The following is a 21,615-nucleotide window of genomic DNA, read 5'->3' as shown; positions in this document are numbered from 1 at the left end:
TTCGGTTTTTTGAACACATATCATTCGTGAGAGGAATTTAGCCGCCGCAGCAAAAAACCAGAAAATCGCCTACTGCTGGCGTGGCGCATTTGAATTATGATGCCTCACAGAGCGGCCCGTACGTGTTCAATCGGTATCGATAGCAATAGCAAGTTGTCCATTCTTAGCTCACACTGCCTTCCTTGAACCACCAAGGGTCTATTGGCAAAGATCATTTAGTGTCATCGTCAACCCCAGGCATCGAAACAGGCCGTATCCATGTCCCATGTTTTTCCCCGTCATACCAAATCCAGGCTGCCCACGGTCGCTTCTGGTAAGGGTGTCTATCTCACCGACACCGATGGAAAACAGTACTTTGATGGTTCCGGCGGAGCAGCTGTTTCCTGCCTCGGTCACGGCGACCCCGACGTGACAAAGGCAATCAAAGATCAGTTGGACGAAATCGCCTTTGCTCATACCAGCTTCATGACATCCAAGCCCGCAGAAGACCTCGCAGATGCTTTGATTGAACTGGCACCGACGGGCATTGAGCGCGTTTATTTTGTCTCTGGCGGCTCAGAGGCAATCGAAGCGGCAATGAAGTTGGCGCGCCAGTATTTTTGGGAGAAGGGTGAGACTTCCCGTCGTCATTTTATCGCACGCAAACAAAGCTATCACGGCAACACGCTCGCCGCATTAGCAGCCGGTGGCAATGCTTGGCGTCGCGAACCGTTTTCGCCTCTGATGATCGAAACACACCACATCTCTCCCTGCTACGAATATCGCGGACGTCAGGTTGATGAAACAGCTGAGGCATACGGTCTGCGCGTTGCAAACGAGTTGGAATCGCAGATCGAGCAATTGGGCGCGGAAACCGTGATTGCCTTTCTCGCAGAACCCGTCGTTGGGGCCACAGCTGGTGCCGTGCCGTCTGTACCTGGATATTTCAAGCAAGTGCGCGAGATTTGCGACCGAAATGGCATTTTGCTCATTCTCGACGAAGTGATGTGTGGAATGGGGCGCACAGGCACGATGTTTGCCTGCGAGCAAGACGGGATAGCGCCCGACATCATCACGATTGCCAAAGGGCTAGGCGCAGGCTACCAGCCGATTGGTGCAACGCTGTGCAGCGCAGAAATCTATCGCACGATTGAGAATGGTTCAGGATTTTTCCAACACGGGCACACATATGTAGGCCACCCCACCGCTTGTGCCGCATCTCTTGCCGTTGTTCAAAAACTAAACCGCGAAAAACTGGTCGAGCGCTGTGCTGTCATGGGTGACAAACTGCAAGACGCTTTGCAAAGCGCATTTGGTCAACATGCTTTTGTTGGTGACATTCGCGGTCGCGGCCTTTTTCGCGGTATTGAATTCGTAGCGGACCGTGAAAGCAAACAACCATTTGATCCCAAAATCGGCATTGCCAAGAAAATGAAAGCGATTGCCTTCGAGGCCGGACTCATTTGCTATCCAATGTCCGGCACAATTGATGGCGTCCGCGGCGATCACATATTGCTCGCGCCCCCGTTCATTATCGAAGACGCCCACATCGACGAGATCGTTGGCAAACTTAGCAGCACATTTGATAAAGTGCTTCCTGCTTAGAAGGCCGGTACAGTCTGCCGGCGGCGTTGTAGCCCGATCACCAACAGCAAGAGCAAGAATGCCGGAATGTAGAATATCTCCTTCGGCAAGCGTTCCGCTTGCGCTTGAAGCTTTGTAATCTCAACTGGCGTATCGCCGTAGAAATCGTAGTTGGACAGCGTTTGGAAGTACGTCGTACCGGCCAACGGCTCCTCAAGAAGCGCCTTGCCATCTTCCTCGCGCACGATCAGTCCGGCCTTGTTGAGACGCTCGATTCCGTCGCCCGCTTCCCCCAGATCAACGATCATGGTCTGGGAGGCAATCTTGTCAGGATCGTCAAAATCCGGCCCCGCAAGCACAATCCGCATTTTTGCGTTAGCGGGCGCGTTGGCAGCGTATTCAATGGCTGCGACACCGGGCTGATCGTCAAACGGGGGTTGAACCTGATCGAGCCAGAAGCCTGGTCGGAACAGAGTAAAGGCGACCAGCAGGAGCGCGACAGATTCAAACCACCGGCTTTTGGCAAAGAAGTAGCCCTGTGTTGCCGCAGCAAAGATGCCCATTGCGATGACGGCGATGAAAAAGATGAACACCGCTTTGGCGAAACCAACGTCAATCAACAGCAATTCCGTGTTGAAGATAAACATAAACGGCAGCAGAGCTGTGCGGATGTCGTAGGTGAACCCCTGAATACCCGTCCTGATCGGGTCACCACCTGAGATGGCGGCAGCGGCAAATGCTGCCAGACCCACCGGTGGCGTGTCATCCGCCAGAATTCCGAAATAGAACACGAATAAATGAACCGCGATCAACGGCACGATCAGGCCAGATGCCGCGCCAACCGAGACGATAACCGGCGCCATCAGCGATGACACGACGATATAGTTCGCAGTCGTGGGCAGGCCCATGCCAAGAATAAGGCTCATCACCGCCACCAGCAGCAACATGACAATTAGCGACCCACCGGACAAAAATTCCACGAACTCGCCCACCACTTGGTGAGCACCTGTGAGTGAAACTGTCCCAACGATGATGCCTGCCGCCGCTGTCGCCACACCTATGCCGATCATGTTTCGTGAGCCAGCAATCATACCGTCGAAGAAATCACGTCCGCCAGAGCGGAAGGCTTCACCGTAGCCGCCAAGACCACGGAAGAAATTCTTCATCGGCTTCTGGGTGAGAAGAATGAAAACCATCGCCACCGTAGCCCAATAAGCCGACAAAGTGGGTGACAAACGTTCGATCAGAATGCACCAGATCAAGACTATGATCGGCAAGATGAAGTGAAAGCCAGTGATTGCCACATCCATTGGACGGGGCAAGGTCGTGATCGGTGCGTTTGGATCATCCATTTCAAGATCCGGCACCTGAGATGCACGGTAAAGCAAGTAAACATAGGCACCGAGAAACAGTGCCACAGCGGTCCAGAACCCGAGGCCGGGGAATGCAGTTTTCACCCAGCCCAATCCGAAATAAACCGCACCCGCTAATATCGCCATAGCGATGAAGCCAAACAGTACACCGGACAAGCGTTGGGCAAGAGTGCCAACAACCGTGGGTCGCTCCATGCCCTTCAGGCCGAGCTTCAATGCCTCCAAGTGCACAATATAGACCAGTGCGATGTAGGAAATGACCGCTGGAAGAAAGGCATGTTTGATAAGTTCGGGATAGGAAATTCCGGTAAACTCCGAAATCAGAAAAGCCGCTGCACCCATCACTGGTGGCGTTAGTTGACCGTTGGTCGAGGAGGCAACTTCAACTGCTCCCGCCTTTTCGGGCGAGAAGCCTGTGCGCTTCATGAGCGGTATTGTGAAGGTACCGGTGGTCACCACATTTGCAATGGATGAACCTGAATAAAGGCCCGACAAAGCCGAAGCCACGACTGCGGCCTTCGCTGGTCCGCCACGCAGATGGCCAAGCAGCGCGAAGGCGAGTTTGATGAAATAATTGCCTGCACCTGCTTTCTCCAACAGGGACCCGAACAACACAAACAAGAATATCATTGAGGCGGAAACGCCCAGAGCGACGCCGAATACACCCTCTGTTTGCATCCAGAAGTGCCACATCGCCTTACCGTATGATGCGCCCTTCCACTGAATCGCATCGGGCATCAGATCCAGATGACCCGCAAAAACATAGAACACGAATACAGAAGCCACGATAACCAGCGGCAGGCCCAATGCGCGGTAAACGGCAACAGCTACGGCCAGCATCCCGATTGTCGAGAAAACCAAGTCGGCCTGCGTTGGCAGCCCGGCCCTGTTGGCGATGTCGGCTTTGAAAAACAAAAGATACAGGCAAGAAGACGCAGCAAGTGCCGCAAGAACCCAGTCATACACAGGAACACGGTCACGCGGTGCACTTTTGAAGAGGGGATAAGCAAGCATTGCCAGAACCAATGCAAAAGCCAGGTGAATCTGGCGCGCTTCCTGATTGTTGAAGACAACGTTGATTCCAGTCCATTCCGTAATCACAAAGGGAATGGCAGATGCAATGTAGATTTGAAAAGACGACCAAATGAACGCAATTGCGATGATGACTTTGCCTGCCAGCCCGGCGGCGTTGCGTGCGCCGGATTCAATTTCGGCAACCATCGCGTCAGGATCAGGGTCAGCACCTTCAGAATCGGCTGGCACCACATATTTATTGTTCATGGTCGTTACCCCTCGCGCCCTGCCCTGCCCCTAAATCGGGAAAAGCTATCTGACCTTCTGGTCCACTTGGGAGTGGAAGTGGGAGGGGCCAGACATTTCAGTCCAGCCCCTCGTATCAATCTTAATTCCAGCCACGCTCGCCGTAATATTTAGCGGCGCCGTCATGGATCGGGGCGGACAGACCGTCCTTCGCCATTTCCTCGGCCTTTAGATTGTTAAAGGCCGGGTGCAACTTTTTGAAGTCTTCGAAATTATCGAAAACCGCTTTGGTAACGATGTAAACCACATCTTCCGGCACATCAGCCGATGAAACAAATGTAGCACCCACACCGAATGTCGTGACGTCGGAATCTGTGCCCTTGTACATGCCGCCGGGCACTGTGGCCTTGCGGTAGTATGGGTTGTCAGCGATCAGCTTGTCGATTGGTTCACCAGCTACAGACACCAGTTCAACATCGCAGGTGGTAGCCGCTTCGGTGATAGCGGCAGCCGGGTGACCAATCGTGTAGATCATCGCATCAATCTTACCGTCACAAAGCGCCTGCGCCATTTCGGAGCCCTTTAGCTCGGCCGCCAAAGCGAAATCGCTCATGGTCATGCCGAAGGCTTCCATAACAACCTCGGTAGTCGCACGCTGGCCTGAGCCAGGGTTCCCGACATTCACTTTCTTGCCTTTCAGGTCTGTGAAGCCCGAAATGCCCGACCCCTTTTTCGCAATCAGTGTGAACGGTTCAGGATGGACGGAAAACACAGCACGCAGTTTTTCAAACTTGCCCTGATCGGCAAATTTCGACGTGCCATTGTAAGCGTGGAACTGCCAATCGGATTGAGCTACGCCAAATTCCAATTCGCCCGCACGAACGGTATTGATATTGTAAACTGAACCGCCAGTGGATTCGACCGAGCACCGGATGCCATGCTCTTTGCGGTTTTTGTTGACTAAGCGGCAAATGGCACCGCCGGTTGGGTAGTACACCCCCGTCACACCACCTGTTCCAATGGAAATGAACTTCTGTTCAGCAGCTTGTGCGGAAAGCGCAGTGGAGGCGGCTAAAACCAACCCCAGCAAAATCTTTTTCATATTCGTCTCCCGATGATACGGCTCCCCAAATCGCAGAAAAGCCTGTGTTCGAACCGCCAAAATCCAGCGGTTGCAAACAGTCTATGTGCCATGGCAACGGGATACAATGGTCAGCAAAGCCATTCCAATATGCGGGGTAATTTACGCAAGCGCAGACGTAGAATAGAGAAGCGACAGCTCGGCTGACCCGATTTAAGACAGGCTCTCGGGCATATTCTGGTAGCTGATCGGGCGCAGCCATCGGCGGATAGAGAGCGTTCCAACCGATGTGGCTGATGCATTCGTGGATGCGGGCCACGGGCCGCCATGCATCATTGCGCTGGCCACCTCAACACCCGTTGGCCACCCGTTAAACAACACCCGCCCCGCACGATCTTCCAGCAATGGCAGAAGACTTCGGGCTTGATCGACATCATCATCCTGCATGTGCATTGTAGCCGTGAGTTGACCATCAAAAGCGCGTGCGACGGCTTGCATTTCATCATCTGATGATACGACGCAAATGATGCCGGAAGGGCCAAAGACCTCGTGCATCAGTTTCGGCTTCGATATCAGATCAGATGCCTTCACCAGAAAAATAGTTGCACAGGCATCACGCGCCTCGGAACTTTCACTGCCCGTGGCAAGACGGGCAACCTTCGCCGTTGCTGCAAGCGTCTCGGTGCCCTTTCGGTAAGCGGCGGCAATGCCCTCTGTAAGCATGGTTGGGGCAGGCTGCTGCGATATTTCGCGCATAGCAGCCGTCACAAACGAATGGGAAAACTCGCTTGCGATCACGACAATGCCCGGATTTGTGCAGAATTGTCCGCCCCCCATTGTCAGCGAGGCAATCCAACCCTTTGCAAGATCTGAGGCGTTTTCCTGCGCAGCATGGTTCAACACAAACACAGGGTTGACCGAGCCCAATTCGCCGAAAAACGGAATGGGATCAGGCCGTGCACAGGCAAGGTCAAACAAGGCTCTGCCGCCAGTAAGCGACCCGGTGAAACCCACCGCCTTAATATGAGGGGCTTGAACAAGTGCTGCTCCGATGGCCCGGCTGTCGGCTCCACCATTTCCCTGTCCGCCATCATTGACCTGAGAGAATGTGCCTGGATGCAACTTGCACGATTTGACCGCTGCAGTGATCGCCTCGGCCACCAAACCAGCGGTAACGGGGTGAGCAGGATGACCCTTCACAACCACGGGACAACCGGCAGCCAGCGCCGACGCTGTGTCGCCGCCAGCGGTCGAAAACGCGAGTGGAAAGTTCGATGCACCAAATACGGCGACCGGCCCGATGGGGCGCTGCATCAACCGAAGATCGGGGCGAGGCAACGGCTCACGGTTCGGCAAGGCTTCATCGTGACGCAAGTCTAGGTGATCGCCAGTTTCGATGTAGTCGGCGAACAACCGCAACTGGCCGGTAGTCCGTCCACGCTCGCCTTGCAGACGAGCTTCTGGCAAGCCGGTCTCTGAGACGCCTGCTGCGGTAAGGGCGTCCCCACGGGCTTCAATTTCATCCGCGATTGCCCGCAAAAAGGCAGAACGTTCAGCTGTACTAGAACGTCCGTAGGTGGCAAATGCCTCCGCCGCAGCTTTCGCTGCTTGAGAGACGATTTCCACACTTCCAGCCGCGATGGACGTTGGGGTTTCTCCGGTAACAGGGCTATTTTGGAATGTTGTGTCGCTGGTGATGCTCTCGCCAGCGATAATATTTGGCACGGTGGGCATGTCTTACTCTTCCTTTGTGCCGGGGTGGTCTGCTGTAACAAACGCGCCGCCTTGATACTTCACGGCAGGGTCTAGCGGGCTAGGAACCTCGGTTGCAGCTTCCACTTTCCCGCGAAAGACTTCTGCAGTGTCCTGCGGATTCCAGCCGAGATAGTCAGTCTTAGAATTATCCCACCAGTTCTCGGAATTGTTCGATCGTCCATAAACAACCGGGCAACCAAGCCTCGGCACCATGACGAAACGCTCGATTGCGTGGATCATGTCTTGCGGCGACATCCATGTTGCGAGTTGGCGGCGATCAGACGGCTCCTTAAAGCACGAGCCAATGCGCAGGAGCAGGCTCTCGATGCCGAACTTGTCGTGATAGAGATGCGCGAGCCCTTCGCCATAGACCTTGGAAACGCCATAGAGCGAGTCCGGTCTCATAGGGCTGTCGGCGTCCAGCAAGGTTTCGCGAGGGTGGAAGCCGATGACGTGGTTCGACGAGGCGAAAAGCACCCGGCGAACGCCCTCCAGACGGGCAGCTTCGTAGAGATTGTAACTGCCGATGAGATTGGCGTTCAAAATGCGTTCAAACGGCGCTTCGGTAGACTGTCCGCCAAAATGCAACACGTCACCACCGCCTTTCAGTAAAGCGCGCACTGCGTCCAAATCGGCCAAATCGCAGGTCTGTGAGCGCTCGTTTCCTGAACAGGAAACGTCCGTCAGGTCTGACAGAACGATTTCGTCTGCAATGTGATCCAGCTTACCACGGATCATCTTGCCGATGCCGCCAGCGGCGCCTGTAATGACAAGGCGGGAACGGCGGGGACGGTCGGTGGGAAAAATGGCCATGGAGGATCTCTTAGGTGAGCATGTTTGGAAGTGTCATGGAGATGGCTGGAACATAAGTAACCAACAAAAGCGCAACGAGGATGGCGAGGTAGAATGGCCACATCGTGCGCACAGCTTTTTCGATGCCAATGCCACCAATAACGCAACCAACGAACAGGCAGGAGCCGACAGGCGGTGTGCACAATCCAAGCCCTAGGTTCATCATCAGCATAATGCCGAACTGAACCGGGTCCATGCCCAATTGCGTCGCGACAGGCAGGAAGATTGGCGTTGTGATGAGAATCAGAGCAGCCATGTCCATAATCATGCCAAGCATGAGCAGGATTAGATTGAGCATCAGCAGAATGACAATCGGGTTGTCGGACACAAACTGCAGAAGCATCGTGAGTTGTTCCGGCACACGGTAGATCGTGAGCAAAAACGCAAAAGCATTGGCCGCCGCCACCAAAATCATCACCATTGATGTGGTGGTTACAGCGTTGAGAACCGCTCGTTTAAAGCCTTCCCAAGTTAGCTCGCGATAGACGAACGCGGTAACAATGACAGCGTAAATCGCGCCAAAAGCACCCGATTCCGTCACAGTCATGATGCCGGAAAGTGTTCCGCCAACAATAATCACCGCTGTCAGCAATCCAGGAATCGACACCAGAAAGGCGATCAGGAGCGCTTGCCAGCCGGGAAAGTCTTCAGCCGGATAATTGCGTTTCACGGCAACCGCATAGGCGGCAACGGCAAGAAACAAGCACATCAACACGCCCGGCACGATGCCTGCGATAAACAGCGACGAGATCGAAATGCCTCCGCCAGCTGCAACTGTATACAGGATCATGTTGTGCGACGGGGGAATGACGATTCCAGCTATGGAAGAGGTCACAGTCACATTCACGGCATAGTCGGCGTCGTAGCCCTTCTCCTTCATCACCGGAATGAGAATGGAGCCCAAAGCTGAGGTGTCTGCCACCGCCGAACCAGAAATACCGCCAAAGAACATCGAGGCGGTCACGTTGACCGTACCCAAGCCGCCACGAATAGAGCCAACCGCCGCCGCCGCAAGGCGCACAAGACGTGTTGCGATGCCGCCTTGCAACATCAATTCGCCCGCAAAGATGAAAAAGGGTATTGCGAGAAGCGAGAAGACGGAAACGCCAGACGAAAACCTCTGAAAAGCGATCTGCAGGGGCAAGCCTTCGAATGCGAAGGTAACGACCGATGCAAAAGCGAGAGCGAACGCAACTGGGGCGCCCATGAAAAGACCGAGCGCAAAAAGGCCGAAAAGCAGCATCAAACCCATGAGATCAGTCTTCCGTCGTTAGGTTACGGTTTGCCACCATCCGGGTGATCCGGGCGGAAACAAATATGATAATGAGAACGCCACTGACGGGCAGCGCCGCCACCCTCCATGCTTCTGATACGCCCAGCATAGGAACCGCACGGCCCATACCGGCAGACACGAGGGTCCAGCCCTGCCAAGCCATGATGGCACCAAAAGAGAAAACGATTAGGTCTGCTAAAATGCGTGCGACAAATCTTGGAACCGGGGAGAACCCTTCCCGAATGAAATCCACGGACAAATGAGTGCCACGGTGAACGCCCACAGCGGCTCCGAGGAAAGTAATCCAGACCACGAGTATCAATGACAATTGCTCCACCCATGTGGGGGTATCATTGAGAACGTAGCGACCCCAAACGAGCCAACCGAAGACAACAATGATGATGATGAGCATAACGCCTGCAACCATCATGCAGAGCGCCGCAAGCCCATCGAGAGCCTTCGCCACGGGCCCTGTTTGATCGGGCCGAGGGGCTGCAACGGGCTGTGGATCGTTAATTTCCAAAGGCATGGATGCGGTTCTGTAAAAAGCGTTGAGACTTTAATAAACATCAGGGGCAGCAAACGCGCCGCCCCTGACCAAATTCAAGTGCGAAACCAATTTGGTTACATGCCCTGGATCTGTTTGATGAAGTCAGCCTGATCCGGATTTTCTTTCAGGTAGTTTTCGTAGACCGGCTGCATAGCTGCCTGAAACGCTGCCTTATCGGCAACTTCATTGACGGTCGCGCCACCGGCTTCCACCATCTTACGGCTTGCTTTTTCGCGCTCAGCCCACAGCCTGCGCTGGGTTTGGGCAGAGTCACGCGCAGCTTTCTTCACAGCCGCCTGATCTTCCGCTGACAGCTTGTCCCAAGACGCCTTTGCCACGCAAACACATTCAGGAATGATGAGGTGCTCGGTGATCGAATAGAACTTGGCGGCCTCAAAGTGGTTGGTCGACTCGTATGACGGGTAGTTGTTTTCCGCGCCATCAATCACGCCGGTCTTCAAAGACTGGAAAACTTCCGAGAACGCCATTGGCGTACCGTTGCCGCCCATTGCACCGATCATGTCAACGAAGAGCTGGTTGTTCATCACGCGGAACTTCATGCCTTCAACATCGGCAGGTTGTGTGATGGGTTTCTTGGAGTTGTAAAGCGAGCGTGAGCCGGAATCATACCACGCCAAGGCCACAATGCCTTTTTCCTGCATTGCTGCATCAAAGGCGTCGCCTGCTGCACCATCCATCGCGCGATGCATTTGGTCTACACCGGTGAATAGGAAGGGAAGAGACAGGATGTTGGTGAGCGGAACAATCGGACCCATTGGGCCCATATTAAAATTGGCGAAGTCGATCGCACCAGCTTGAATTTGTTCGATGGCGTCAGGCTGCGAGCCGAGAACACCGCCGTTAAAGACTTGCATCTTCACGCGGCCTTCGGTTGCCGCTTCAGCGTCTTTGGCAAACTGCTCAAGGGCGACAGTATTAGGATAGCCTTCCGGGTGAATGTTCCAGCCGCGCCAGTCTGCAGCAAGGGCAGAACCTGCGGCTGTGACAGCGAGTACCGCGGCCATTGCACCGGCTTTGAGGGATTTAGTGAGATTGAGCATCGTGTTTCCTCCGTGGACGATGGTAGCTTTATTTCATATTCATCATACTAATTTTGCTCATTCGTCAACCTATTATGAAAATTGCTCTGGTGAAAAGCCGTTCGATATGTCATGAGGATTTCATGGCGACGACAGACCACAGCAATCAAATACTTGAGCGCTCCTCCTTGGCAACCGATGCAAATGGAGCGCGGAAGACCCAGCGAGTAGCAGAGGTAGAAACCAAACTGCGTGAAGCAATTGCTTCCGGTCGTTACCCCGTGGGAAGCCGTTTGCCGACGGAAACAGAACTCACAGAAAGTCTGAATGTTAGCCGTTCAGTGCTGCGCGAAGCGGTGGCGGCGTTGCGCTCGCAAGGGTTGCTGCGCTCGCAACAAGGGGCCGGTGTTTTCGTTTTACGCGATCGGGCCGTTTCCTCTCCGCTTGGTCTGCTAACGGAAGCGAGTGCGACCATTTCCGACGTTATTGAAGAGTTGGAATTGCGCACAGCCGTTGAGATAGAGGCTGCAGGCCTTGCAAGTAAAAGGGGATCGCCCGCCCAACTGGCTGAAATCGAAAGCTGTCACACCCGCTTTGGCGCAGCCCTTGATGCAGGTGACAGGACCGAAGAAATTGATTCCGCTTTCCACAGGGCAATCGCTCGGGCGACAAACAATGCGCGCTTCAGCGCATTCCTTTCACACATGGGCGAGCGCACGATTCCTCGTGCGGCAATCCAAGCCAGGCTTGGCCGCGAGGCGTTGCCACGACGCGACATTCAACTTCATGAAGAGCACGCCGCTATCGTTCGGGCAATAATCGCCCAAGATGAAGACGGGGCAAGAACGGCAATGCGCGACCATCTTGGTGGCGCCATGCTGCGGTATCGCCAGATGATCCACGGCTGAGCAAGTCGTTTGGAATGTCCACCATTGATGTTGACACCCGTTTCTCTCTGCTCTTAATGAATTCATATGATGAATTTACGAGAGGTCACGATGTCTCCAGATCAATTGAAAGTTTCATTGGGGGCGGGGTTGCTCTCTTTTCCAGTCACACATTTTGATGAGAACGGCGAACTCGCGCTCGACAGCTACGGCGAGCACATTGACTGGTTGTCAAAATACCCGGCGACCGTGCTTTTTGCGGCTGGTGGCACTGGCGAATTTCACTCGTTATCACCGGGTGAAGTTGGTGCGCTTGCTAAAGCGGCTAAAGCGGCTGCTGGCAATGTCCCCATCGTCTCCGGTTGTGGCTATGGCACCCCGCTCGCTCTAGAGTTTGTGCGGGAGGCAGAAAGGGCTGGAGCCGATGGAATCCTGCTGCTGCCGCATTATCTCGTGGGTGCGCCGCAAGAAGGCATCGCTGCACATGTTCGCGCGGTTTGCGCTGCGACCGACTTGGGTGTTGTCGTCTACAACCGAGACAATTCCATTTTGCAAGCCGATACGCTGGCTCGCCTGTGCGACGACTGCCCCAATCTTGTGGGTTTCAAAGACGGCTCGGGTGGCATCCAAACCGTGCGCGAAATTACGGGAAAGCTTGGTGACCGGCTTACCTATGTGGGCGGTATGCCGACACATGAACTGTTCGCGGAAGCCTATAACGGCGCGGGTGTGACGACTTATTCATCGGCAGTCTTCAACTTCATCCCGGAAGTTGCTTTGCGCTTTTACGACGCTTTGAGATCTGACGACCGGGCAACCATGCAGGCAATACTGGAGACGTTTTTCTTTCCGTTCGCAAAACTGCGCGACCGCCAGCCGGGATACGCAGTCTCGCTCATAAAAGCAGGAGTTGCGCTCACGGGACGAAATCCCGGTGGCGTTCGCGCACCTTTGACAGACCCGACAAATGCAGAGCGCGAAACACTGCGCGAACTGATCGAAGCTGCCCAGGCCCTTTGAAGACGACTTTCCGTATATGCCTGCAAGGGTGAGCAACGAGGATAATTGAAGCAAATGACACTTTTGCCAAAGGGTGCGTGGGACACACACTGCCATGTTTTTCCTGAAGGGTTTCCTGCAGTTGCTGGAAAGTCTTTGCCCGATGGCGGCGGGTCACTAGACAGTTACCGTAGGGTATGCGCACAGCTTGGCATTGAACGGTCGGTTTTTGTTCAGGCCAACGCCCACGGGCTCGACAATTCTTCTCTGATCCACACGCTAGGAAAATTTGGCCCTGACGCACGAGGCGTCGCTGCCGTTGCTCCCGGTACAGCTGAACTTGAACTGCAAGCTCTGCACGACGCCGGCATTCGTGGGGCTCGCGTGATGGACCTGGGTGGAGGCGCAGTGCCGTTGAGCCAAGTGCTTGAGACAGTCGCTATGGTTCGCCCTTTAGGTTGGACGACAATCGTTCAATTCAATGGCAACGATTTGCTTCAGCATGAGGAAACACTGCAGCAAATCGAAGGCGATTGGGTGCTCGATCACTTTGGCAAGTTCATCACCGAGAACCCGTCAAAGCAAATATTGACCGCTTTGAAGCGCCTGATGGATGGTGGCGCTCACGTTAAGTTTGCCGCGCCCTATGAGTTTTCGCGCTCAGGTGCGCCAGACTTCGCAGATGTTGCTGCCATTGCACGCGAACTTTTGGACCACAGGCCCGACCGGGTTGTCTGGGGATCGAATTGGCCTCACATTCTCAATGCCCCCGATGACAAGCCCAACGATATTGAACTGACGGAACAAGTATTGGGTTGGATAGAGCCAGAGTTTCAAGAAGCTGTCTTCGTTACAACGCCTCATCGGTTGTTTGGTTGACGATAGAACAATACCAATCACAAATGCCGAACACATAACCGGGATACAGCAAGAGCCCGATATTTTCGGCGCGTGCGATAAACTGTGGCCTTCCAATCCATGCAGGTGGGTTCGCTGCGAGATTGACAGCGTAAATGTCGGGCTATGAAACGCGCTTCGCATAAACTGTGAGTAGAGGATCATGGGACAATGGTTGGGGTCCATGCCATCTGCGTGATGTTACTCGGTAACGGCATAAACCGACTTGCGAGCCACCAATGGAATTACAAAACAGGCCACATATAAGATGAATTGGCCTATCGCCCGGTGTGCGTCCCCTTCGGCTTTCACTTCCAAGACAACTTCACCGAGCGAGATTAGACATTACAGCCTCGACGCGATCAGGAAGAGTTGCCAACAGACTCTGTCTCGTTTCACCGGCTCGCGCACGAAGCGCTTGGGCGTTCATGAAGTCGATGGCGAGCTGCGCCTTCGCTGCAGCGTTTGGAATGCCTTGAAGTTGTGCAATCAGACCACTCTTCCCGCCTGCAAGGACCGCTGCAATCCGCTCCCGTACGCCGTCCACCACACCGGCGCTCGTTGCAGCAGCACATGCGTAAAGGCAGCCGGTAGGTGCGCCGGGCTTTGTATTGTTTTCCAGTGAGGTTCGAAGAAACGCTTCTACCGCCTCGCGGATATCTTCCTTGCCTTGCATAGCGCGCAAAGGCTCCATTCCAATGGTCTCACCATAACGATCCAGCACTTGCAGAAACAGCGCCTCCTTAGAGGCAAACGTGTTGTAGAAAGAGGGACGAGACATATTCATCGCATCGGTGAGGTCGCTCATGGATGTCGCTTCATAGCCCTTCAGCCAAAACACTTGCATGGCACTGTCCAGCAAATCTTCCTTACAGCTTTTGCGGGGGCGCCCACGCGGTTTTTTCAGCTGTGTTGTGGGCGAGATATCGTCCGCTGACGTCATTTTATTAACCGATCGTTCTAAAATTCTTGACTGGCTTGTTGAATATGTATTACTAACCGATCAGTTCAATAATTCAAGGCAACCAATATGACCCCTTCCGCTCCAACCATCTTGCGCATCGATTCGTCAGGCCGCTCCAAACAGTCCCACTCCCGCCCACTGGCTGATCGTATGATCAAACAACTGACCACCCGGTTTCCTGATGCGACGGTTATTACCCGCGATCTGACAAGCAATGTCCCGCCAGTTGTCGATGAGGCGTGGTTTGAAGCTGCCTACACCGTTGAGGACGAACGCAGCGACGAAAGCAACGCAGCACTGGCGATTTCGGACGAAATTGTCGATGAATTTATGTCGGCAGATGCCATCGTCATCACCGTTCCCATCTACAATTTCTCTGTTTCGGCTCAGTTGAAACTCTGGATTGATCAGGTGGCCCGTTTTGGCCGCACCTTCACCTATACTGAAAACGGGCCGCAGCCTTTAGCACCGGATCGTCCGACCTATTTGATTGTTGCTTCAGGCGGCACAGTTATCGATTCCGACATCGACTTCGCAACCGGCTATATGCGGCACGTTTTGGGATTCATTGGGATCAAAACCGTGCACGTTGTTGAAGCCGATCAGTTAATGTCCAAAGCGGATGAGAAACTCTCAGCTGCTCGAGCCGCCATCGACCGTCACGCCACAGCGTTCAAGATGAATGGTGAAGTTGACAGGCCGGAAATGGCATGAGCCCGCAACGCCCTGCCCGCCTGGTGCCGAATGAGGCTGACGGTGATGACGCAATCCGATTGCACAAACCTATTGCAGCACGCTTTCAAACGCCGACTGAAAACTCAGAATTTGAGGATGTTGTGTATGAGGCCAATCGCTTCCGTAGATCAGCCTGTTCTCTCCAAGTTCTTCGCGCAGCATGATCGTGAATTCTCTTACGGCTTCTGCTTGGTCGGCATCGGCTATGGGCAGCCGGTAAGGGGCCGAGGCTTTTACGAAGAGAAGTCCGTCATGGCTTAAGCTGGCCAACACTTTGAGTGTTTCGGCAGATTCTGCCAGTCCATAATGGTCCAGTATCAAACACCCGCCACGCGCCATGATCTGGGGGGCGATGGTCATGGTCTCTTTTGCTGGCGCGTGTAGTTCAATTGCTAACTGGGCGGCAATGATCCGCTCAACAAGGGGCCGGTCCAATACTGGATTTTGCTGGCCCAGCATGTTCAGCCGAACGGAAACAACACCTGCCTGTCGCAGCACTACCAAGTCTTCAACAGTGCAACTACCTTCTACCTGAACACTGCCTGTAACGTCCCATCCGTCTCGCTGGGCTTGCCTCATTGAAGCGAGGAGGCGGCTGTTGTCTGTTCCCAAAAATGACGGCTGGACGAGTGTTCCGCCTTTCAATTCGTTGGCCAACAAATGGCTCAGCCACTCACTCAAAGGTGCGTCTTGGCCCGGTGTATAGCGCCGATTTTCGATCATTGGATCGGAGAGATGGAAGACATGGGCATGGCCGTCGAGATCCCTCCGGCCAGCCAGTCTTTCGATCAAATTCACCGCATTTTCAGCGGTGATTTCCGACCTCTGACGAAAAAAGTCACGTTTCTTTTCAGTCGCATCAAGCATCGTCCGAGCTTTTCAAATTCACTGTTCCGCTTCTTTCGGATGGTCAACAAAAGCGGCAAATCCATCATGCCAGACAGCCGCGTTCTCTCATGCAAACTCGATGCAACCCATACCGATGCAGCCACTGCGTTGGGTTTGGCCAAGGGCACCGAGGCGATCAACATTTCGCGCCAGCGCTTGATCGAAGATGAAGTCCAATTGCTGGAAGATATCTGGCTGCCAGCCACACGTTTCAAAAAACTGCTCGACCGCGATCAGGCCTCCTTTGGCCCGTTGCTTTACCCGCTATACGAAAGCGAATGCGGTGCAACCATCGTTCATGCCAGTGAGACGTTTTTCGTTCGCCGCGCCATGAAAGCTGGTCTGCAAGACCAGATCGTGCAGCGTGTTGAGAGCAAGGCCGGTATCGACGTTTTGGGCGTTTACGAGAACGGTTTCCGCCATGTCATCAACTCGAAAGGCCCGATCAAAGTGCCTGCCGACATGAAGGGCATGAAGATCCGCGTCTCCGGCGGTAAGTTCCGTCAGGATGTGTTCGCGTCACTCGGCGCTGTGCCAACGAAAGTCTCTTGGGGTGAAACCTTCGCTGCCATGCAGACAGGCGTTGTCGACGGTGCAGAAGCCGCTGCTTACGGCTTCTACGGCAAGAAAATGTACGAAGTGCAGAAGAACCTGTCGCTGACCAACCATGTCTACACGCCTTCCTTCCTGCTTGGTTCACAAGACTTCATGAAGTCCCTAACTGAAGAACAGCGCAAGGTGTTTGAAGAAGTTGGCGCTGAGATCACGGAAGCGGCATACGATGAAGCCGCTCAGTTGGAGACGAAATATCTTGAAGATATGAAGTCGAAGCTGGCAGTGAACGAAACAGACGGTGCCGCTTTTCAAAAAGCCACTGAAGGCGTCTCCAAATCCTATATCGACAAGAACGGCGATGATTTCCTGAAGATCATCGACGCTACCCGCAGCGCTTCGTAAGCGCCCGCGGTGAAACTAAACAGAAAGGCCGCGCATTGTGCGGCCTTTTTTGAAACCGGGGGCAGCGGGTATGACGGCACTATTAAAATTTCTGGACCGAACGGTTGAAGCGTTTGCAGCCGCAGTGTTGGCGCTCTCCACCGCCCTCGTTTGCCTCAACGTGTTCTACCGCTACGTGCTGGAACAGGGCATCGTTTGGGCCAACGAAATTCCTGAGTTCCTGCTGATCTGGATCGCCTTTCTCGGCGCTTATCTCGCCTATCGTAAGGATGGCCATATCTCGTTTGATATGGTGCTGGACGCCCTGCCCGATGGCGCGGCGAAAGCGGCGCGAAGTTTTGCCGATCTGCTCGTGGCCGGCCTGTCGGTATTGATGATTAAGCTCTCTATCGAGTGGATTGGACGCACAGGCGGCACCGAAATCGAAACCCTGCCGATCGCCAAAGGCTGGTTCATGAGTGCGCTGCCGATTTCATTCACGCTCATTCTTCTCGCCCTCATCGTGCGCATCGCCGAGCGTCACACCAGTTGGCGGAGCGCCTGATGGCTTGGGCGGTCATATCCATTCTGATTGTGCTGATCTGCATCGGCGTTCCAATCGGATTCGCCATTATGGTGACGGCGCTGTCGGTGATGGTGATCTCCGATGTGAACCTGTTGCGGCTTCCAGTGCAGATGTTTTCCGGCACTCAAAACCTCGTGCTTCTCGCCATACCGTTGTTCATCTTGATGGGTGAGTTGATGGGCGCGACGTCGATCTCTGCCCGAATGATAAATTTTGCCTCCGCTCTGGTCGGCTGGATGCGCGGCGGGCTTTCGCACGTCAATGTTGTCACCTCCATGTTCATGGCGGAAATGTCCGGTTCCGCCGTGGCCGATGCGGCGGTTATGTCGAAAATCTTCGTGCCGGAAATGGAGCGCAAAGGTTATCCGCGCCCCTATGCAGCGGCCATCACCGCTGCGTCAGCCACGCTTGGCATCATCATCCCCCCGTCGATTCCGATGGTGCTTTATGCGGTGACGACCAACACCAGCCCGAAAGACTTGTTCCTTGCTGGCATCGTGCCAGGTATTCTGCTGGGCGGTGCGTTCATGGTGACAGCCTGGTTGTTTGCCAAGCGTGATAACCACCCTCGTGAAGCGCGGTTTGAATTGACCGTTCTTTGGGCAACCTTCAAAGCAGCTCTCATTCCGTTGCTGATTCCGATCATAGTGGTCGGCGGTCTGATTGCGGGTGCTTACACGCCCACAGAAGCTGCCGCGATTGGCGTTGTCATTGCGATGATTTTTGGCTTCGTCATTAGCCGTGATCTGACGATCCCCAAATTCTATGAGTTGCTCGTCACCACCACGCGCCAAACCGCAACTGTGATGATGATCATCGCAGGTTCCGCAGTGCTGGGTGTTTATCTGGCCAATGAGCAAGTGCCGCAGCAGATCGCGCAAGCCCTTGGCGGCGCGTCTGATATTTTCTGGGTGCAGCTTATTCTGATTAATCTCTTTCTGTTGATCCTCGGCATGTTCTTGCACGCTTCTGCAGCGATCATCGTCGTCGTGCCACTGCTGCTGCCGCTCGCAGTAAAAATGGGGATCGACCCCATTCATTTCGGCATCATCGTCTGCCTCAACCTCGGTATTGGCCAGCAAACCCCGCCAGTGGCCTCGGTGTTGCTGACGGTCTGCTCTGCTACGGGCGTGCCGATTGAGAAAGTTATGGTCTATGGAAAATGGTTCATTGCCACGATGTTCGTTGTGCTGATGATTGTCTCGTTCACGCCAACCACTGCGCTATGGTGGCGTTAGAACTTCTCAACTAACAGCTACACCGACCCTTGCTTGATAAGCTCAACAGACGGTTTGGAGAGACTGTCGATTTAATCACGGTGATTACCTCCTCTTTCGTTCTCATTGTGCTGTAAAAATCTATCCGCTTAGAGAAGCGAAGAGTGGATTCCCCTTCTAGAGCCGCTCACGTTCTCATTAGCTGATGGGCAGGATCATAGGGGCTGGCTTCTATGATCTGTGTGCCGACCATCTGTCCTAAAAGATCAATCGATAGGCCCGATTTGGAGGACGATAATTCAGGTGCCAAAAAGGCATAAGCGAGATTTTTGCCGATCCGATGCCCCCAATCTCCTGACGTGACGGTGCCAACCACTTTGCCGTCCAAGATGACGGACGCGCCGCCACAGGCTGGCGCGTGGGATGCAGCCACCTCCAGTGTTACGAGCTTCTTGCGAAGACCACGTGTAACGTTTTTCTCCAGCGCTGTTTTTCCGATGAAGTCGCCTTTGTCCATTTTCACGAAGCGATCCAACCCGGTCTCGAACGGGTCAAATTCCGTCAGCAGATCAGCTTTCCAATGAAGGAAACCTTTTTCCATCCGCATGGATTCGACCGCCCGCGCACCAAACAGCTTCAGTCCATGCGCTTCTCCCGCTTCCCTCAACGAAAGGTAAGCGGCATAGAGCGCATTGTTTGGCACGTGGATCTCATACGCCAGCTCACCGGAAAAGCTCACGCCCATGACGGTGGCCGGTGCGTGACCAATGAAACATTCTCGCACTGACAGCCATGGAAACGCTTCCCTCGACCAGTCGCCACGGGAGACTTGCGAAAGCACCGAGCGCGCTTTTGGGCCGGCCAGAACAAGGATGGTTTGAGCGTTGGTCAGCGATGCTATCTGTACATCTTCGTCGTCTCGCAGATGCTGACGCAACCAATCCATATCATGAAATTCACTGGCAGCCGCAGAGCCATACCAGACGCGGTCCGGTCCGCGATCCGATGCCGGAATATTGGCAATCGTCGCCTCGGCTTTGATCATTGCCTGATGGTTCAGCAAATAGCCCAGCCCGACCCGAGCTGGTTTTCTGGTCACTCTTCCGCAAAACATTCGATCAAGAAAAGAGTGAACATCGCCTCCGGTGAGTTCAAAGCGGTTAAACCCGCTCACCTCGCACAGGCCCACATTTTCCTGCACGTTCATCACCTCAGCCGCGACCACATCGAACGCCTCATCAAATTGGAACGTCAGCGAAGGGTGAAAGTCGGGCGTCGGCTTGATGTAATCGACACGCTCCCAACCGTTTACAACCGTGAACTCCGCTCCCTCCGCTGCAAGAACAGGCGTGAGAGGCGTTGTCTTGGCGTTTCGTCCAGCGGGGCGGTGTTCATGGGGGAAGTGGAAGCGAAACTCGTTTTGATAGTCCTCAATGGCCTTCAGCGCAGTCAATTCAACATTGGCGTGGCCCGTGAAGCGGCGCGGATCGATGCACCACGTATCGTAGCACGCTTCGCCGTGGACAATCTGCTGCGCAAGCAACCAGCCGTGTCCGCCGCCCTCGCCAAGGCCAGCGCGCAGGCCGATTATGCAAAACGCATTGCGCTTGCCCGGTATCGGGCCAACCAGCGGAGAGCCATCGATTGTATATGTGATCGGACCGTTGATAACGGTGTGGATGCCTGTTTCCATAAGCGCCGGCATGCGAGCGAAAGCGCCTTCCAGCACATCGCTCACCCGTTCCAGATCATCGGGGCAAAGCGCGTTGGTGAAGTTCGGATCGATCCCGTCCATGCCCCAAGTTTTGCAATCTTGCTCGTAGAACCCCAGCAGCAGTCCGTTCTTTTCCTGACGGCAATAATAGTCTGAGATCGGACACCGCAGCAGGGGCATCCGGTGGGCCGCTTCTTTGATGGCCGAAATTTCTTCGGTCAGGAAGTATTGATGCTCCATCGACATAACAGGGTGATGAACCCCCATCATCGCGCCCACCTCGTTCACTCGATAGCCACAAGCATTGACGACGATCTCACAATCGATATCGCCCTTGTCTGTATGAACTGTCCACGAATGGTCTTTGTGTTGCGTCAGCGCGATCACATTGCTGTGCCGGTAAACCTCCGCACCGGCCTTGCGCGCGCGACGGGCGAGTGCCTGACACAATTGCGCGGGATCGATATCGCCATCCATCGGGTCCCACAATCCGCCAAGCAGGTTGTCGGTCGAGATCAGCGGATGGCGGCGGGCACATTCTTCTGCATCAATGACTTCAAATTCAACATCCATGCCCCGCGCCATTGAAGAAAAATGCCGATAGCCGTCCATTTGCGCTTCGGTATTGGCCAGCCGAATGCCGCCGTCCCCGTGGTGATAGTTGATGGGATAATCAGGATCATTCGCCAGCTCCTGATACAGCGCAATGGAATGGCTTTTGAGGCCAACCATGGTCTGGTTCATGCCGAAATTCGTAACCTGTGCGGCCGAATGCCATGTGGTGCCGGAAGTCAGTTCATCCCGTTCGACCAACACAACATCACTCCACCCTTCCTGGGTGAGATGATAGAGCGTAGAGCAACCGGCAATACCGCCGCCAATGACGACAACTTTGGTTTGTGACTTCATTTTCTTCTCCCAGACTGCTCATGCGATGATGGTCATAAAGCGAGTGAGAGTCTTGAAAAAAGGTCGGTGCAAGAGCGAACTTCACTAGAAAGTTCATTGGTTGATGGTGCTTGATGAGAAGTGGCGACCGAATGCA

The 21,615-nt window shown here is 54.3% G+C and carries 18 protein-coding genes; 8 read left to right on the top strand and 10 right to left on the bottom strand.

Annotated features, from left to right (window positions below; translation table 11 throughout):
- The first annotated feature begins 258 nt into the window (after positions 1 to 258).
- Complete coding sequence (locus tag ACFQ14_RS02215) at positions 259 to 1,584, top strand: aspartate aminotransferase family protein (protein WP_377211063.1); 1,326 nt, start codon at positions 259 to 261, stop codon at positions 1,582 to 1,584.
- Here ACFQ14_RS02215 and ACFQ14_RS02210 read toward each other — a convergent pair.
- The 7 genes from ACFQ14_RS02210 to ACFQ14_RS02180 all read right to left on the bottom strand — a co-directional run bounded on the left by ACFQ14_RS02210 (position 1,581) and on the right by ACFQ14_RS02180 (position 10,768).
- A complete protein-coding gene (locus ACFQ14_RS02210) occupies positions 1,581 to 4,217 on the bottom strand; it encodes a TRAP transporter permease (protein WP_377211062.1) in 2,637 nt (878 codons plus the stop codon). The two genes, ACFQ14_RS02215 and ACFQ14_RS02210, sit on opposite strands and share 4 nt — an antisense overlap.
- Positions 4,218 to 4,338: 121 nt before the next feature.
- The gene (locus ACFQ14_RS02205) at positions 4,339 to 5,298 is read right to left on the bottom strand and encodes a TAXI family TRAP transporter solute-binding subunit (protein ID WP_377211061.1); all 960 of its coding nucleotides are present in this window, start codon (positions 5,296 to 5,298) and stop codon (positions 4,339 to 4,341) included.
- 192 nt (positions 5,299 to 5,490) lie between these two features.
- Positions 5,491 to 7,011 (bottom strand): aldehyde dehydrogenase (NADP(+)), encoded by a 1,521-nt coding sequence (locus ACFQ14_RS02200; protein WP_377211060.1) that lies wholly within the window; start codon positions 7,009 to 7,011, stop codon positions 5,491 to 5,493.
- Positions 7,012 to 7,014: 3 nt separating this feature from the next.
- Positions 7,015 to 7,845 carry an NAD-dependent epimerase/dehydratase family protein gene (locus ACFQ14_RS02195; RefSeq protein WP_377211059.1) on the bottom strand — a complete coding sequence of 277 codons (831 nt, stop codon included), beginning with the start codon at positions 7,843 to 7,845 and terminating at the stop codon, positions 7,015 to 7,017.
- Positions 7,846 to 7,855: 10 nt separating this feature from the next.
- Positions 7,856 to 9,136, bottom strand: a complete 1,281-nt coding sequence (locus ACFQ14_RS02190) for a TRAP transporter large permease (protein ID WP_377211058.1) — start codon at positions 9,134 to 9,136, stop codon at positions 7,856 to 7,858.
- Between the two features lie 4 nt (positions 9,137 to 9,140).
- Positions 9,141 to 9,686, bottom strand: a complete 546-nt coding sequence (locus ACFQ14_RS02185; RefSeq protein WP_377211057.1) for a TRAP transporter small permease — start codon at positions 9,684 to 9,686, stop codon at positions 9,141 to 9,143.
- 95 nt (positions 9,687 to 9,781) lie between these two features.
- Entirely contained in the window at positions 9,782 to 10,768 is a 987-nt protein-coding gene (locus tag ACFQ14_RS02180) for a TRAP transporter substrate-binding protein (RefSeq protein ID WP_377211056.1), read from the bottom strand.
- 122 nt (positions 10,769 to 10,890) lie between these two features.
- Between ACFQ14_RS02180 and ACFQ14_RS02175 the strand changes: the two genes are divergently transcribed.
- The 3 genes from ACFQ14_RS02175 (at position 10,891) to ACFQ14_RS02165 (ending at position 13,512) form a co-directional block, all read left to right on the top strand.
- On the top strand, positions 10,891 to 11,655 hold the full coding sequence (locus ACFQ14_RS02175) for a FadR/GntR family transcriptional regulator (RefSeq protein WP_377211055.1): 765 nt from the start codon (positions 10,891 to 10,893) through the stop codon (positions 11,653 to 11,655).
- Positions 11,656 to 11,745: 90 nt separating this feature from the next.
- Positions 11,746 to 12,654 carry a 5-dehydro-4-deoxyglucarate dehydratase gene (gene kdgD / locus ACFQ14_RS02170; protein WP_377211054.1) on the top strand — a complete coding sequence of 303 codons (909 nt, stop codon included), beginning with the start codon at positions 11,746 to 11,748 and terminating at the stop codon, positions 12,652 to 12,654.
- A 54-nt stretch (positions 12,655 to 12,708) separates the two neighbouring features.
- Positions 12,709 to 13,512, top strand: a complete 804-nt coding sequence (locus ACFQ14_RS02165; RefSeq protein WP_377211053.1) for an amidohydrolase family protein — start codon at positions 12,709 to 12,711, stop codon at positions 13,510 to 13,512.
- 343 nt (positions 13,513 to 13,855) lie between these two features.
- Here ACFQ14_RS02165 and ACFQ14_RS02160 read toward each other — a convergent pair whose 3' ends face one another.
- The gene (locus ACFQ14_RS02160) at positions 13,856 to 14,473 is read right to left on the bottom strand and encodes a TetR/AcrR family transcriptional regulator (protein ID WP_377211052.1); all 618 of its coding nucleotides are present in this window, start codon (positions 14,471 to 14,473) and stop codon (positions 13,856 to 13,858) included.
- A gap of 87 nt (positions 14,474 to 14,560) precedes the next feature.
- Here ACFQ14_RS02160 and ACFQ14_RS02155 point away from each other — a divergent pair, with 87 nt between their 5' ends.
- Entirely contained in the window at positions 14,561 to 15,208 is a 648-nt protein-coding gene (locus ACFQ14_RS02155) for an FMN-dependent NADH-azoreductase (protein ID WP_377211051.1), read from the top strand.
- Positions 15,209 to 15,277: 69 nt separating this feature from the next.
- Here the strand turns inward: ACFQ14_RS02155 and ACFQ14_RS02150 are convergent, their stop codons facing one another.
- On the bottom strand, positions 15,278 to 16,096 hold the full coding sequence (locus ACFQ14_RS02150; RefSeq protein WP_377211050.1) for an amidohydrolase family protein: 819 nt from the start codon (positions 16,094 to 16,096) through the stop codon (positions 15,278 to 15,280).
- A 66-nt stretch (positions 16,097 to 16,162) separates the two neighbouring features.
- On the opposite strand from ACFQ14_RS02150, the gene dctP reads away from it, so the two are divergent.
- The 3 genes from dctP (at position 16,163) to ACFQ14_RS02135 (ending at position 18,877) form a co-directional block, all read left to right on the top strand.
- Complete coding sequence (dctP, locus tag ACFQ14_RS02145) at positions 16,163 to 17,074, top strand: TRAP transporter substrate-binding protein DctP (RefSeq protein ID WP_377211049.1); 912 nt, start codon at positions 16,163 to 16,165, stop codon at positions 17,072 to 17,074.
- Positions 17,075 to 17,144: 70 nt separating this feature from the next.
- Positions 17,145 to 17,618, top strand: coding sequence for a TRAP transporter small permease (locus ACFQ14_RS02140; protein ID WP_377211048.1), 474 nt, complete (start codon positions 17,145 to 17,147; stop codon positions 17,616 to 17,618).
- Positions 17,618 to 18,877, top strand: coding sequence for a TRAP transporter large permease (locus ACFQ14_RS02135; RefSeq protein ID WP_377211047.1), 1,260 nt, complete (start codon positions 17,618 to 17,620; stop codon positions 18,875 to 18,877). Before ACFQ14_RS02140 ends, ACFQ14_RS02135 begins: the two co-directional genes overlap by 1 nt.
- 166 nt (positions 18,878 to 19,043) lie before the next feature.
- Here the strand turns inward: ACFQ14_RS02135 and ACFQ14_RS02130 are convergent, their stop codons facing one another.
- Positions 19,044 to 21,479, bottom strand: a complete 2,436-nt coding sequence (locus ACFQ14_RS02130; RefSeq protein ID WP_377211046.1) for a GcvT family protein — start codon at positions 21,477 to 21,479, stop codon at positions 19,044 to 19,046.
- Positions 21,480 to 21,615: the final 136 nt, after the last annotated feature.

This window comes from Pseudahrensia aquimaris, from assembly GCF_042676045.1.
GTDB classification, from domain to species: domain Bacteria; phylum Pseudomonadota; class Alphaproteobacteria; order Rhizobiales; family Rhizobiaceae; genus Pseudahrensia; species Pseudahrensia aquimaris.
The sequence above is the reverse complement of the archived record's forward strand: the minus strand, read 5'-3'. Positions and strand labels throughout refer to the sequence as shown.